The sequence below is a fragment of the Modicisalibacter coralii genome, from assembly GCF_004117855.1.
GTDB lineage: Bacteria > Pseudomonadota > Gammaproteobacteria > Pseudomonadales > Halomonadaceae > Modicisalibacter > Modicisalibacter coralii.
The window spans coordinates 60,009-73,550 of sequence record NZ_QWBW01000007.1 but is presented as its reverse complement, the minus strand read 5'-3'; the positions used below and the strand labels follow the sequence as shown (position 1 = coordinate 73,550).

Sequence of the window (13,542 nt, the reverse complement as noted above, 5' to 3'; positions counted from 1 at the left end):
TTGCAGTCGAGTTGCGTCTGTCACCTTACCCCACAGCCTAGACGAAATCCGCCGGCTGCCTGCGCTCGATCAGCGATGTTCTACAGGCTTGCGGGCCCGGTCCGGCGCTGTTATAGTGCTGCGGCGCTCGAGGCAAGTGCTTGAATGCAATCGTGTTCAAGGCCTTGAAGCCCGAGTGTTTCGACCGTGCTGACGAATTTTTCGTGTTTTCAACGCTGGTCGATGACTGTGGTGGCCCCGTCGGTCCTCCCGCAACGCTAAACCGCAAACCCCGCCAGGCCCGGAAGGGAGCAACGGTAGTGGTGGCTGCGTGTGCCGGGATGTGGCTGGCGGGGCCGCCTCCATTTCAGGCCCCGGATTCCGTGCCCCGTTCTTCTGCGGGCCGTTTGTTCGAGTCCCCGGGTGCCTGGCTTTTCCCCCTCTCCCTGATTCGCTCGCCATCCTCTGGCGGCGTTGCGTCGTGCCCTGGGTGCGACAATTTCCCCCACCGCCGAGGCGGCACCCTTCATCCGTGCAGGGGTCCACGGGTTGCCGGCGCCAGGCCCTGTGAACAGAGGCTCGGTTCGCCCCGCGCGTTGACCCTGTGCGCCGGGGTGCTAGGGTGCTGCGTTGTCGTCCGGCAACTGAGCATTCTTATAGCAAACCAACGGTTATTACAGGTACGCAGGTCCCGGTATGGCCATTTATTCAGTGAGCTACGATCTCTATCAGTCCCGCGAATACCACGAATTCCATGAGCGCCTGGCGGCTTACGAGCACTGCTGGGCCATGCAGGGTCAATGCCTCGTCAGGACCCCGGAAAGTGCCACCGAGCTGCGTCGGGGCCTGATGGCGCTGATCGACTACCATGATGTGCTTTTCGTCTGTCGGGTCGGCGAGGACTGGTCGGGCGTGGGTACCCAGTGTGGCGGCTGGCTGGACAGGTGGCTGCCGCGGGTCTGCCATTGAACGGTGGTGTCCGGCGCCTTTCCGCTCCCGTTGCGAACCGCTAGAATGAACGTTTTGTGCGTCCACGCATTCTCAACGGGCGGTCACGTACCGGCCCGGTCTCCAGCCGCAAGGACTTCCGCGCTGCATGAGCTATCAGGTACTGGCCCGCAAATGGCGGCCGCGCACCTTCCATGAACTGGTCGGTCAGGAGCACGTCCAGCGTGCCCTGGTCAATGCCCTGGATCAGGGCCGCCTGCACCACGCCTATCTGTTCACCGGCACGCGCGGCGTCGGCAAGACGACACTGGCGCGGATTCTCGCCAAGTGCCTCAACTGCGAGCAGGGTGTGACCTCGTCGCCCTGCGGCGTCTGTACCACCTGCCGCGACATCGACGAGGGGCGCTTCGTCGACCTGATCGAGGTCGATGCGGCCTCGCGCACCAAGGTCGAGGATACCCGCGAGCTGCTCGACAACGTCCAGTATGCCCCCACCCAGGGGCGCTACAAGGTGTACCTCATCGACGAGGTGCACATGCTGTCGACGCACAGCTTCAACGCCTTGCTCAAGACCCTCGAGGAGCCGCCGCCTCACGTCAAGTTCCTGCTGGCGACCACCGACCCCCAGAAACTGCCGGTGACGGTGCTGTCGCGCTGTCTGCAGTTCTCGCTCAAGAACATGCCGCCCGAGCGTATCGTCGACCACCTGCAGCGAGTGCTCGAGGCAGAGTCGGTGAGCTACGAGGAACCGGCGCTGTGGCTGCTGGGCAAGGCCGCCCAGGGGTCGATGCGCGACGCCATGAGCCTGACCGACCAGGCGATCGCCTTCGGTCAGGGCGCGGTGCGCCACGCCGATGTCTCGGCGATGCTGGGCACTCTCGATCATCGCCATCTGCTGGCGCTGGTCGAGGCGCTGGCCGAGGTCGATGCGGCGCGTGCGCTCGCCGAAGTGGCGAGCCTCGCCGAGCAGGGCCCCGATTTTGCCGGCGTGCTCGACGACCTGACCGGCATCCTGCACCGTCTGGCGATCGCCCAGATGGTGCCCGAGGCACTCGACAACGGGCATGGCGATCGCGACACCCTGCTGGCGCTCGCCGCCCGTTTCACCGCCGAGGATGTCCAGCTCTACTACCAGATCGGTCTGCAGGGACGTGGCGACCTGGAACACGCGCCCGACCCGCGCACCGCGCTGGAGATGACCCTGCTGCGCATGCTCGCGTTCCGCCCGCAGGGCGTTCCCAAGCCGCCGCAGACCCCGCTGCCGTTGCGTGGCGAGCGTTCCGGATCGGATACGCCGCCCGCGCCATCCGACGCGCCGCCGCCGTCGGGGGGCGTCGAGCCCGCGCCGGCCGCCGAGGCGGTGGCCGATGAACCGGCCCCGGACGTCGCCCCTGAGGTCCTCGATGCCCCCCCCGCGGCGCCGCTGTCGCCAGCTTCGACGAATGGCGGCGAGGGCGCCGCCGACCCGGCGGCTCCCAGCGAGTCGCGATACGCGCCGCCCGCGGAGCCCGAGCCCGAGGCTCACACGGGGTCGCCAGCGTTCCCTGACGCGGGGGCGGGCCCCGATGTCGACGAGGCGCCGCCGCCGTGGGACGTTCCTCCCGATGCGCTTGTCGAGGCGCGCGACCACGCAAGCGATGTCAGCGAGGCCGGCGTCGCCATGGATGAGGCGCCGGTAACCCACGCGAGCGCTGTACCGGCGCCGCCGAGTGACGAGAGCGAGCCGGAGGTCGCGATGCGCCCCGAGGCGCCGCTCGATGCCGAAACCGGCCATGCCGAGAGCGCCGGGGCCGAGGCGAACGCCGGGGTATCCGCCGGGGCCGAAGCGGCGCTGTCGCCCGGCGAGGCGCTGACCCAGGCCGACTGGCTGGCGCTGTTTCCGCGCCTGGGGCTCGCCGGTCTGACGCGCAACCTGGCGGCGCACTGTCTGGTCGACGGCGACGACGGTGGGCAATTGACGCTGCGTCTCGATCCCGGTCAGGCGGCGATGCTCGCCGAGGTCCACATTGAGCGCGTGCGCCAGGCGCTGGCCGCGGCGGGCGTCGAACGGCGGGTGGTCATCGAGCCGGGCGAACTGCCGCCGGGGGTGGAGACGCCCAAGGCGCGCAGCGATCGCGAGGCCCGCGAACGTCACGCCGAGGCGGTTGAAGCCTTGCGCCATGACCCGCATATCCAGGAACTGGAACAGGCCTTCGGTGCGCGGCTGATCGAGCAGAGCGTATCGCCGCAGTCCGCATCGGACTGAACCATCGCCGCCAAGGCGGCCAACACTCCACGACGAGGTGCAGCATGTTCAAGGGCGGAATGGGCAACCTGATGAAGCAGGCCCAGGAAATGCAGGAAAAGATGCAGCAGGTGCAGGAGGAGATCGCCCGTGCCGAAGTCACCGGCGAAGCCGGCGCCGGCATGATCAAGGTGACCATGAACGGTCGCCATGACGTCAGCAAGGTCGACATCGACCCGAGCATCCTCGAGGAGGACAAGGAGATGCTCGAGGACCTGCTCGCCGCGGCGGTCAACGATGCCGTGCGCAAGGTCGAGAACAACTCCCGTGCCCGCATGGAAGAAGCCACCGAGGGGATGAACCTGCCGCCGGGTTTCAAGATGCCGTTCTGAGCCGCTGCTGCCCCGCGTCTCGTCCTCGCGTCGCCGCCGAGCACGCCATCGGCGGTGACGGAGGCCGCCAAGGACGCCCCTCGATGCCCGTATCGGAAAGAGACCATCCATGAGTTTTTCGCCGCTTGTCGACCGTCTGCTCGAGGCGTTGCGCGTGTTGCCCGGCGTCGGGCCGCGCACCGCCCAGCGCATGGCGTTGCACCTGCTCGAGCGTGACCGCGACGGCGGGCGCCGCCTGGTCGAGGTGCTCGGCCGGGCCCTCGAGGAGGTCGGCTACTGTCAGCGTTGCCGGACCCTGACCGAGGAGAGCGTCTGCGCGCTGTGCCGCAGCCCCCGGCGCGACCCGGCGTTGCTGTGCGTGGTGGAGTCGCCCGCCGACATGCTGGCGATCGAGGATGCCGGCGGCTACCACGGCCACTACTTCGTTCTCCACGGCCACCTCTCGCCGCTCGACGGCATCGGTCCCGAGGACATCGGCCTCGACCAGCTTGACACCCGCCTCGACGAGGGCGGGGTCGAGGAGGTCATTCTGGCCACCAACCCGACCGTCGAGGGCGAAGCCACCGCCCATTACATCGCCGAGCAGATCCGCGAGCGTGGCCTCAGTCTGTCGCGGCTGGCCTACGGCGTGCCGATGGGCGGCGAACTCGAGTACGTCGACGGCGGCACGCTCAGTCGCGCCTTCAACGGCCGTCTGCCGTTCCGCGGCGAGTGAATCGCCTTGTCGCGCCCCAACTCCAGGAATCCCATGTCCCTAGAACCGACCAGTCACTGGATAGACACCCCCGAGGAACTCGATACCGTCTGCAGCCGCCTCGCCGATGCCGAGTGGCTGGCCGTGGACACCGAGTTCTTCCGCGAGACCAGCTTTCATCCGGTGCCGGCGCTGGTCCAGCTTTCCCGCGGTGACGTCGCCTACCTGATCGACCCTCAGGCCGTCGCGGCGACGCCGGCTCTGCAGCGCCTGCTGGGGCCCGAGGGGCCGACCAAGCTGCTGCACGCCAGCAGCGAGGATCTCGAGGTGCTCCACAACTGGAGCGGGGTGGTACTCGAGCCGCTGGTCGATACCCAGGTGGCCCAGGCGCTGATCTCGGAGATCCCGTCGATGGGCTATCAGCGTCTGGTCGAGCACTGGACCGGCGACGTCCTGCCCAAGGACGAGACCCGTTCGGACTGGCTGGCGCGGCCGCTCTCCGAGGCCCAGCAGCGTTATGCGGCACTCGACGTGATCTATCTGCCGCGGGTCTGGGCGGCTCAGCGCGAGGCCCTGCTCGCCGACGCGCGTCTGGCGTGGCTCGAGGCGGATTGTGCGGCGCTGGTCGACCAGGCACTGCGCAGTGCCCAGGGCGATGCCGAATGGTATCGCCGGCATCGCCAGTTGTGGCGTCTGGGCGCGCGGGCGATCGCCGCCTATCAGCGCCTGACGGCATGGCGCGAGGCCGAGGTGCGCCGCCGCGACCTGCCGCGTAACTGGCTGGTCAGCGACAAGGTGCTGTTCGCCATCGCCGAGTCGATGCCCGGTAGCCGCTACGAACTGGCCGCGGTGGAGGGCGTCAAGCCGAGCCTGGTCAAGCGCGAGGGCGATAGCCTGCTGGGCCTGGTGCGCGACGCCGCCCAGCTCGACGAGGCCGAACTGCCGCCGGCGCTGCCGTCGCCGCTGTCGGCGCCGTTCAAGCGTCGTCTCAAGGCGCTCAAGCGTGCGGTGGGCGCGATCGCCGAGGATCTGGGCATCGCCCCCGAGGTGCTGGCTCGGCGCCGCGACCTGGAGGCCCTGGTGGTCGCCGATCTGGAAGGCCAGCCGTTGCCGCTGCCCGAGGGCTGGCGGGGCGAACTGCTCGGCGATGCGCTGGTCGCCGCGCTCGAATCCGCGGCCGACACGGCCCAGAACCCGGTCAACGAGTAAGCTATGGACAAGACCCTTTGCGAGATCTTCCGCAGCCCGCGGAAAGAGGAAATGTATCTCTACGTGGACAAGCGCCGCGGTCTCGAGCCGGTGCCCGAGGAACTGCTCGAGCGCTTCGGCAAGCCGCAACCGGTCATGACCCTGCTGCTCGGCACCGAGCGCAAGCTGGCGCGTGTCGACACCGCGCGGGTCATCGCGGCCATCGCCGAGAAGGGCTACTACCTGCAGTTGCCGCCGGCGAAGGACGCCTACCTGCTGGATCTCTATCGCACGCCCACCGAGGGCCGCTACTGATGCGCGAGCGCTTCTGGGAGCGCTACCCGCTCGCGGAACTCCACGGCGCGGAGTGGGAAGCGCTGTGCGACGGCTGCGGACGCTGCTGCCTGCTCAAGCTGGAGGACGAGGAGAGCGGCGACATCGCGACCCTCGACGTGGCGTGCCAGCTGCTCGATATCGGCGCCTGCCACTGCAGTGACTATCCCAATCGCAGCGCCCGGGTGCCCGGCTGCGTGCCGCTGACCCTGGCGCGCATCGAGGAATTCCGCTGGCTGCCGGAATCCTGTGCCTACCGGCGCCTGAGCGAGGGGCGCGGGCTGGCCGAGTGGCATCCGCTGGTGTCGGGGGATCCCGACAGTGTCCGGCGGGCCGGCATCAGCGTGGCGCCCTTTGCGGTGTCCGAGACGACGGTCCCGGAAGCCGAGTGGGAGGATCACATCATCGACGTGCTGCCCTGCGAGGATTGACGGGCTCGTCGACCTCGACGCTCCTTACCGGGTCCTGTCGCGATCGCTTCGCCCGCCGCCGAACGCGAGCCGATGGCCCGCGTCCGGTCGTGTTTCGGGCGTGCGTCCCTCATTCGACGTTCGCCAGCCCCAGCGCCCAGAGCAGGAAGGCATCCTGGCGGGCGTTGTCGCGCCAGGCCTTGAAGCGTCCCGAGGCACCGCCGTGGCCCGAGGTCATGTCGGTCCGCAGCAGCAGCGGGCGGCGCGGGTCGGACGGACGTGACGCGTCCAGCTCGGTGAGCCTGGCGTAGAGCTTGGCGGGTTCCCAGTAGGGCACCCGCGAGTCGTGCCAGCTGCCCTGCAGGAATATCGCCGGATAGGCCTGCTCGGAGAGGTTGTCGAGCGGCGAGTAGGCGCGGATGCGTCGGCGTGCCGCGGGCTCGTCGGGATTGCCCCATTCGCTGTACTCCGCGGTGGTCAGCGGCAGGTCGGGGTTCTCCATGGTGCGCAGCACGTCGACGAAGGGCACGTCGAGCACCGCCGCACGGAAGGCGCCGGGGTCGAGGTTGAGGCTCGCCCCGACCAGCAGGCCGCCGGCGCTGGCGCCGTAGGCGGCGATCCGCTCGCCGTCGGCCATGCCGGTGGCGACCAGCGCCTCACGGGCGGCCAGGAAGTCGCGGAAGCTGTTGGTCTTGTGTTCCAGCTTGCCGGCCAGGTACCAGGGTTCGCCACGATCGCCGCCGCCGCGCACATGGGCCACGGCGAAGGCCACGCCCCGCGACAGCAGTTCGAGCCGGGCCACCGAGAACCAGGGGTCGAGCACTTCACCGTAGGCGCCGTAGCCGTAGAGCAGGGTGGGCAGCGGCGCCTGGCCCCAGAGGTCGGCGCGTGCCACCACCGAGACCGGGATGCGTTCGCCGTCGTGGCCGGTGGCCCAGAGACGCTCGCAATGCAATTGCTCGGGGGCGAGGTCGCCGTGGATCGGCTGTGCCTTGAGCAGGCGCCGGGCGTCGCTGTCGAGATCGTGCTCGATCCAGCGTACCGGCAGGGTGAAGGACTCCTCGCGCAGGCGCAGGCGTCGGGCGTGAAAGTCCGGCGTATCGCCCAGCGCCAGGCTGCAGGGCGCCTCGGGCAGCGGTAGTCGATGGTCGCGAACGATACGACCGTCGGCGTCGAGGTCGATGACGCGCAGGTGTACCTGGGCCTCGTCGTGGTCGCGCTCGGTGACCACCAGCCCCCAGGCGAAGGCATCGACGCCTTCCAGCGTGTGCTGGTCGCGATGGGCCAGCAGGGGGCGCCACTCGCCGGGAGAGGACTCGCCGGCCACGTCCTCGTCGGCCACGTCCTCGTCGGCCACGTCCTCGTCGGCCACGTCCTCGTCGGCCACGTCCAGACGGAAGTGGGGCGCCTCCCGGTTGTGCAGGATGTAGAACCGCCCCGGACGGTGGTCGATGCCGTATTCGACCCCGGCCTCTCGCGCTCGCACGCAGCGCGGTGGTGTCTCCGGCGATCGGGCGGGGATCAGGTGGCACTCGCTGGTGTCCTTGGACGCGGTCTCGAGCACCAGCCATTGCCGCGAACGGGTCTTGCCCAGGCCCACCCAGAATTCCGGGTCCGTTTCCTCGAAGATCGCCACGCTGGCGTTTTCGGCATCCTCGGCGCGGCTGTCGAGACGCCAGACGCTGGCCGGGCGCTGGGTGGCGTCGTAGCGGGTGAAAAACAGCGTGCGATCGTCCTCGGCCCAGGTCAGCTCCGGGCCGATGCCGGCGAGCAGGCAGCGCTCCTCGCCGCTGGCGAGATGCCGCAGGTAGAGATCGAAGTACTCGTCGCCGCGGGTGTCCTGGGTCCAGGCCAGCCATTGCTCGTCGGGGGAGATGGCCATGTCGCCGAGTTCGAGGAAGTGGTGTTCGCCGGCGCGGGATTCGAGGTCGAGCAGGCACTCTCGCCGTTCGGCGTTGTCATTGGGGTGACGCCACCAGACCGGATAGTCGGCGTCGGACGCGGTCTCGCTCCAGTAGGTGAAACGTTCCAGCGGCGTGGACAGGCCGGTGACCGCCAGTTCGCGGCGTGTCAGATGCCCCTGGTAGAGGGCGTCGACCAGGGGCTCCAGCGGCGTGAACCAGGCGTCGCATTCCCGGTTGGCGGCTTCCAGGAAGGCGCGCACCGCGGGGTCGTCGCGCTGCTCGAGCCAATGCCACTGCGGGTCCTCGGAACGTTGGAAGGTGCTGACGGGCGGTGAGCTTGGCGGCTGTGCTTTCATTGGACGCGGTGTACCATGATGAAACGAATTGTATAGAGGGAGAATCTAAGGCGATGCTGATATCCGACTCGATGCCGCTGCTGTGGTTGAGCTACGTGGCATTGTCGCTGGTCGTGCTGGTCACTGGCTACCTGGCGATCCGCTGGCTGCCCCGCCTGCCGCGTTTCGTGGTGACCGGACTGGTCGCCGGACTGATCTGGATGCCCTGCAGCTTCACGCTGCCGCTGCTGGACAAGGATGCCGCCTATCATGGCATGGCCCCGGCGGTGGTGGTAGCCGGGATCGCCGTGCTGCAGCACGATGGCGCGGCGCTGGCGTCGGCCGTCCCGCTGTTGATCCTGGGCATCGCGCTGGGCGGGGCCGCTGCCGCTGGGTTGGCGTTCTGGCTCGGCCGCCGGCAGGCGCAACGACACGACGACAGTGACGATGATGGGGGCGGAACGGCGGCCTCGACGCGACGTCAGGAGCCGGTGATCGGCTGAGGAAACGCCATGCAATGGTTGATGACGGCGGCGCTGGCACTGTCGTTGCTGGTCAACGCGACGGCCCGGGCGCAGGCGCCGGATACTGCCGACGTGCGCCTGGTCTTCGACGTCTCCGGCAGCATGAAGCAGAACGACCCCAACCGGCTGAGTGCCAGTGCACTGGAGCTGATCGTCACCCTGTTGCCCTCGGGCGCCCGTGGCGGCCTCTGGACCTTCGGCAGCGAGGTGGCCAACCCCTTGCCGCCGACGACGATCGATGACGCCTGGCGCCAGCGTGCGCTCTCGCTCAAGCCGGCCCTGCTGGACTATCAGCAGTATACCGACATCGAGCGGGCGGTCCGTCAGGCGGCCGATGCCCCGCCGGCCGACGGCAAGCGGCACCTGATCCTGCTTACCGACGGCATGGTCGATACCCCGGGCGGGGCGGACAAGGCGGCGCGCGACGAGGCCTCGCGCAAGCGCCTGATCGACAAGCTCGCGCCGGTGCTGCATGACGACGACGTGGTGGTCCACACCATCGCCTTCTCGCCGAACGTCGATCTCGATCTGCTCGAGAACCTGGCCCAGAAGACGCAGGGGCTGACCGCCGTCGCCGAGGATCCCGAAGCGCTGCTGCGCGCCTTCCTCGATGTCTTCGACCGTATCTTCCCGCGCGACCAGGTGCCCCTGGAGGCGGGGAGCTTCCCCATCGACGAGCGGGTCGACGCCTTCTCGTCGCTGCTCTTTCACGGTCCGCAGGCCCCGCCGCTGGCGTTGATCGCCCCGGACGGCACGCGTTACACCGCCGATGACCATCCCGATGACGTCCGCTGGCAGCACCAGCCGCTGTTCGACATCATCCACATGCCGGCGCCCATCGCGGGGCAATGGCGTGTCGAGGGCGAGGTGGGGCCGGACAGCCGGATCAGCGTCGAGTCGCCGCTGGCCCTGCGCACCCGCGAGCTGCCGACCACCCTGTACCAGGGTTTCGAGACGCCCATCGAGGCCTGGCTGACCCGGCCCGATGGCGGGGTCGGCGAAGACGAGAGCGGTTCGCCGGTCTCGCTGCGTGCCGAGCTGCGCGACATCGACGGCAGGGTTCGCCAGACGGTGCCGTTGACCGCCCAGGGCGATCATTACCGCGGCGTGCTGGCGCCGCCCGAACAGGCGGGCAACGCGCGCCTGGTGGTGGTCGCCGAGAATGACGACTTCATTCGCGAGCGGCGCCAGGCGGTCAACGTGCTGTCGCCGATCACCGCCCGGGTCGTGGGTGACAACGCGCGGGTCGACCTGCACGCCGAGCATCCCCGGCTCGATGTCGACAATACCCAACTGACGGCGACCCTCCAGGGGCAGATGCTCGACGTTGTGCCACAGGGCGACAGGAATTGGCGGATCGATCTGCCCGATGTGGCCAGGGACGTGGCGGTCCCGCTGACGGTCTGGGCGCGGGTCACGCTGGATGGCGAGACCCGCCGCTTTACGCTGCCCGAGGTGACGCTCAATCCCGGGGCGGCCACGTCGCTGCATGGCGTCAGTCTCGATCGGCCGGGCGGCCACATCGAGACGCTCGACGAGGAAGAGGAACGGCAGGCCGCTCCGCCATCCTCGTCGCTGGACCGGCTCGGCGACAGCGTCGACCAGTGGCTGGATGCGCTGCCGTCCGGGGTGCGGTCGTTATGGCAGGCGGCCCCGCCACCGTTCAGGGACTACGTGGCGTCGCATCGCCACGATCCGCTGGCCTGGGCGTTGCTGATCGCGGGTCTGCTGGTGGCGATACTGTTGCTGGTGGGGCTGCGCCGGCGTCGCCATCGCCAGCGCACCACCCGCCGGGAGGAGCCCCATGTGTGAGCTCTTGGGCATGAGTGCCAACGTGCCCACGGACATCTGCTTCAGCTTCGCGGGCTTCTTGCGTCGCGGCGGCGGCACCGGGCCGCATCGCGACGGCTGGGGGATCGCCTTCTACGAGCAGGGCGGCTATCGCGACTTTCGCGACCCCCATCCTTCGGTGGACTCGCCGATCGCCCGCCTGATTCGTGACTATCCGATCAAGTCCCATGTGGTGATCAGCCACATTCGGCAGGCCAATGTCGGCGCCATCGAGCTGGCCAATACCCACCCCTTCACCCGCGAGATGTGGGGGCGGCCCTGGTGCTACGCTCACAATGGTCAGCTAGGCGATTGGCAGGCCCTGCCGCTGTCGTTCTATCGCCCGGTGGGCAGCACCGACAGCGAGCACGCCTTCTGCTGGCTGCTCGGCGAGCTGCGACGTCGCTTCCCCGAGCCTCCGGCCTCGCCCGATGCGCTGTGGGCGACACTCCATGCCCTGTGCGAGCGGCTGCGCGGGCTGGGCGTGTTCAACCTGCTGCTCTCCGATGGCCGCCATCTGTTCGGTTACTGTTCCACCAAGCTGGCGCACATCACCCGGCGTGCTCCGTTCGGTCGTGCCCAGCTCAGCGATACCGAGCTGACTGTCGACTTCAACGAGCACACCACGCCGAACGACATCGTCTCGGTGATGGCCACCGAGCCGTTGACCGCCAACGAGGACTGGACGCGCATGGCGCCCGGCGACTTGCTGGTGTGGCGGGACGGTGAGATCGTGGCTCGCTATGCTGCGAAAGAGGCATCGGGGAAGGAGACAGTAAGTGAACGGTAGTTTCAATCGATCGTTTTACAGCGCGTGGTGCCTGCGCTAAGGTGGCAACGCGATCCCGGCCCGGGTTTTCGCCTCTCCCGATGAGTGAGCGGGGGACTGCCCGAGAGCCGCACAAAAAGACAGCGTATCGACCTCGTCGAGCGAACCTGCGGAGATCTTCATGAACCAGCACGCCAGCGATGCCATCCTCTCCGGCCCGCCTCTCGAGGGCCTCGACGAATACGCCTCGGTCACCGATGTCTTCGAGGCCTCGGTCGAACGCTTTGCCGACAAGCCGGCGTTCAGTTGCATGGGCCAGGTTCTCAGCTACCGGGACGTCGATCGGCTGTCGGCGGACTTCGCGGCCTGGCTGCAGACGCAGACCGACCTCGAACCCGGAGACCGCATCGCCATCCAGTTGCCCAACGTGCTGCAGTTCCCGGTGGCGGTATTCGGAGCGCTGCGTGCGGGGCTGGTGGTGGTCAATACCAACCCGCTCTACACCGAGCGTGAAATGCGTCACCAGTTCGCCGACTCCGGTGCCAAGGCGATCGTGATCCTCGCCAACATGGCGTCCAAGCTCGAGGCGGTTCTCGACAAGACCGAGATCCGCCACGTGCTGGTGACCGAGATGGGCGACCTGCACGGCTTCCCCAAACGGGAACTGATCAATTTTGTCGTGCGCCACGTCAAGAAGCTGGTGCCGCGCTATTCGCTGCCCGGGGCCCAGCGCTTTCGCCAGGCCCTGGCCGCCGGTCACAAGACCCGTTTTCAGCCGGTCGCGCGGGCTCCCGAGGATATCGCCGCGTTGCAGTACACCGGCGGCACCACCGGCACCGCCAAGGGCACCATGCTCACCCACCGCAATCTGGTGGCCAACATGCTCCAGGCCCGCGCGGTGATCAGCGACGTACTGGGCGAGGGCTGCGAGACGGTGATCGCGCCGCTGCCCGTCTATCACATCTACACCTTCACGGTGAATTGCCTGTTCCTGATGGAAACCGGCAACCACAGCGTGCTGATTCCCAACCCGCGCGACATCGCCGGTTTCGTCAAGACGCTCAAGGCGCAGTCGTACACCGGCTTCGTGGGTCTGAACACGCTGTTCAACGCCTTGTGCAATCGCGACGATTTCCGGGCCCTCGACTTCTCGGCGCTCAAACTGACCATCTCCGGCGGCATGGCGTTGACCAAGGCCACGGCCGAGCGCTGGGAGGCGGTCACCGGGTGCCCGATCACCGAGGGCTACGGCATGACCGAGACCTCGCCGGTGGTCTCCTTCAACCCGCCGGCGTCGCCACAACTGGGCACCATCGGCAAGCCGGTGCCGGGGACATCGGTCAAGGTCGTCGATACCGACGGCAACACCCTGGCGCTCGGCGAGCCCGGGGAGCTTTGCGTCAAGGGGCCGCAGGTGATGAAAGGCTACTGGAATCGCCCCGAGGACACCGCCGAGACGCTCGATGCCGACGGCTGGGTGCGCACCGGCGACATCGCCGTCTTCCAGGAGGACGGTTACATCCGCATCGTCGATCGCAAGAAGGACATGATCATCGTCTCGGGGTTCAACGTCTATCCCAACGAGATCGAGGACGTGGTCGCGGCCCACCCCGACGTGGCCGAGGTCGCGGCCGTGGGCATCCCCGACGACAACAGCGGCGAGGCGATCAAGCTGTTCGTGGTCGCGCGCAACGAGAGCCTGGATGCCGAGACACTGCGCGCGTGGTGCAAGCGCGAGCTCACCGCCTACAAGGTGCCCCGCTTCGTCGAGTTCCGCGACGAATTGCCCAAGACCAACGTGGGCAAGGTGCTGCGTCGCGAACTGCGCGATTCCTGAGAGCGACCGACGAGTTGGCCCCCGGCGGCCCCTAGGCGATACAATAGGGGGCTTGCCCGTTTCCGAGAATCCGGACCGTCGCACCGACGATCCGGCAGCATGCCCCGGCATCGACACCTCGTCCACGGCGGTGGACGAGGTGTCTGCGTCGCCACGTGACGATGCCGCGTCGAGA

12 protein-coding genes and 1 other RNA gene are annotated in these 13,542 nt (G+C 68.3%); 12 read left to right on the top strand and 1 reads right to left on the bottom strand.

The features are described from left to right. Positions 1 to 238: 238 nt before the first annotated feature. From ffs to D0901_RS02365, 8 genes are all read left to right on the top strand, one after another. An RNA gene (ffs, locus tag D0901_RS02400) (signal recognition particle sRNA small type) lies at positions 239 to 335 on the top strand. 340 nt (positions 336 to 675) lie between these two features. After that, on the top strand, positions 676 to 948 hold the full coding sequence (locus D0901_RS02395; protein WP_129138693.1) for a hypothetical protein: 273 nt from the start codon (positions 676 to 678) through the stop codon (positions 946 to 948). Positions 949 to 1,075: 127 nt separating this feature from the next. Then, the gene (dnaX, locus tag D0901_RS02390) at positions 1,076 to 3,172 is read left to right on the top strand and encodes a DNA polymerase III subunit gamma/tau (protein ID WP_129138692.1); all 2,097 of its coding nucleotides are present in this window, start codon (positions 1,076 to 1,078) and stop codon (positions 3,170 to 3,172) included. Between the two features lie 44 nt (positions 3,173 to 3,216). Beyond that, positions 3,217 to 3,543, top strand: coding sequence for a YbaB/EbfC family nucleoid-associated protein (locus D0901_RS02385; RefSeq protein WP_129138691.1), 327 nt, complete (start codon positions 3,217 to 3,219; stop codon positions 3,541 to 3,543). 109 nt (positions 3,544 to 3,652) lie between these two features. Next, positions 3,653 to 4,258: a recombination mediator RecR gene (gene recR, locus D0901_RS02380; protein ID WP_129138690.1), complete on the top strand. Its 606-nt coding sequence runs from the start codon at positions 3,653 to 3,655 to the stop codon at positions 4,256 to 4,258. A 33-nt stretch (positions 4,259 to 4,291) separates the two neighbouring features. Then, positions 4,292 to 5,446, top strand: a complete 1,155-nt coding sequence (rnd, locus tag D0901_RS02375) for a ribonuclease D (protein WP_129138689.1) — start codon at positions 4,292 to 4,294, stop codon at positions 5,444 to 5,446. A gap of 3 nt (positions 5,447 to 5,449) precedes the next feature. Continuing rightward, positions 5,450 to 5,740, top strand: a complete 291-nt coding sequence (locus D0901_RS02370; RefSeq protein WP_129138688.1) for a YcgL domain-containing protein — start codon at positions 5,450 to 5,452, stop codon at positions 5,738 to 5,740. Beyond that, complete coding sequence (locus D0901_RS02365) at positions 5,740 to 6,189, top strand: YcgN family cysteine cluster protein (protein ID WP_129138687.1); 450 nt, start codon at positions 5,740 to 5,742, stop codon at positions 6,187 to 6,189. The genes D0901_RS02370 and D0901_RS02365 overlap by 1 nt, the downstream gene beginning before the upstream one ends. Before the next feature lie 109 nt (positions 6,190 to 6,298). Here D0901_RS02365 and D0901_RS02360 read toward each other — a convergent pair whose 3' ends face one another. After that, the gene (locus tag D0901_RS02360) at positions 6,299 to 8,428 is read right to left on the bottom strand and encodes a S9 family peptidase (protein WP_129138686.1); all 2,130 of its coding nucleotides are present in this window, start codon (positions 8,426 to 8,428) and stop codon (positions 6,299 to 6,301) included. Positions 8,429 to 8,481: 53 nt separating this feature from the next. Here D0901_RS02360 and D0901_RS02355 point away from each other — a divergent pair, with 53 nt between their 5' ends. The 4 genes from D0901_RS02355 (at position 8,482) to D0901_RS02340 (ending at position 13,367) form a co-directional block, all read left to right on the top strand. Beyond that, entirely contained in the window at positions 8,482 to 8,910 is a 429-nt protein-coding gene (locus D0901_RS02355; RefSeq protein WP_129138685.1) for a hypothetical protein, read from the top strand. A 9-nt stretch (positions 8,911 to 8,919) separates the two neighbouring features. Beyond that, on the top strand, positions 8,920 to 10,743 hold the full coding sequence (locus D0901_RS02350; RefSeq protein ID WP_129138684.1) for a vWA domain-containing protein: 1,824 nt from the start codon (positions 8,920 to 8,922) through the stop codon (positions 10,741 to 10,743). After that, positions 10,736 to 11,551 carry a class II glutamine amidotransferase gene (locus D0901_RS02345; RefSeq protein WP_129138683.1) on the top strand — a complete coding sequence of 272 codons (816 nt, stop codon included), beginning with the start codon at positions 10,736 to 10,738 and terminating at the stop codon, positions 11,549 to 11,551. Before D0901_RS02350 ends, D0901_RS02345 begins: the two co-directional genes overlap by 8 nt. 160 nt (positions 11,552 to 11,711) lie before the next feature. Continuing rightward, positions 11,712 to 13,367, top strand: a complete 1,656-nt coding sequence (locus tag D0901_RS02340) for an AMP-binding protein (RefSeq protein WP_129138682.1) — start codon at positions 11,712 to 11,714, stop codon at positions 13,365 to 13,367. Positions 13,368 to 13,542 lie beyond the last annotated feature (175 nt).

Coding starts and splice junctions, on each gene's coding strand:
- D0901_RS02395 (WP_129138693.1), top strand. CDS start 676: ATGGCCATTTATTCAGTGAGCTACGATCTCTATCAGTCCCGCGAATAC.
- dnaX (WP_129138692.1), top strand. CDS start 1,076: ATGAGCTATCAGGTACTGGCCCGCAAATGGCGGCCGCGCACCTTCCAT.
- D0901_RS02385 (WP_129138691.1), top strand. CDS start 3,217: ATGTTCAAGGGCGGAATGGGCAACCTGATGAAGCAGGCCCAGGAAATG.
- recR (WP_129138690.1), top strand. CDS start 3,653: ATGAGTTTTTCGCCGCTTGTCGACCGTCTGCTCGAGGCGTTGCGCGTG.
- rnd (WP_129138689.1), top strand. CDS start 4,292: ATGTCCCTAGAACCGACCAGTCACTGGATAGACACCCCCGAGGAACTC.
- D0901_RS02370 (WP_129138688.1), top strand. CDS start 5,450: ATGGACAAGACCCTTTGCGAGATCTTCCGCAGCCCGCGGAAAGAGGAA.
- D0901_RS02365 (WP_129138687.1), top strand. CDS start 5,740: ATGCGCGAGCGCTTCTGGGAGCGCTACCCGCTCGCGGAACTCCACGGC.
- D0901_RS02360 (WP_129138686.1), bottom strand. CDS start 8,428: ATGAAAGCACAGCCGCCAAGCTCACCGCCCGTCAGCACCTTCCAACGT.
- D0901_RS02355 (WP_129138685.1), top strand. CDS start 8,482: ATGCTGATATCCGACTCGATGCCGCTGCTGTGGTTGAGCTACGTGGCA.
- D0901_RS02350 (WP_129138684.1), top strand. CDS start 8,920: ATGCAATGGTTGATGACGGCGGCGCTGGCACTGTCGTTGCTGGTCAAC.
- D0901_RS02345 (WP_129138683.1), top strand. CDS start 10,736: ATGTGTGAGCTCTTGGGCATGAGTGCCAACGTGCCCACGGACATCTGC.
- D0901_RS02340 (WP_129138682.1), top strand. CDS start 11,712: ATGAACCAGCACGCCAGCGATGCCATCCTCTCCGGCCCGCCTCTCGAG.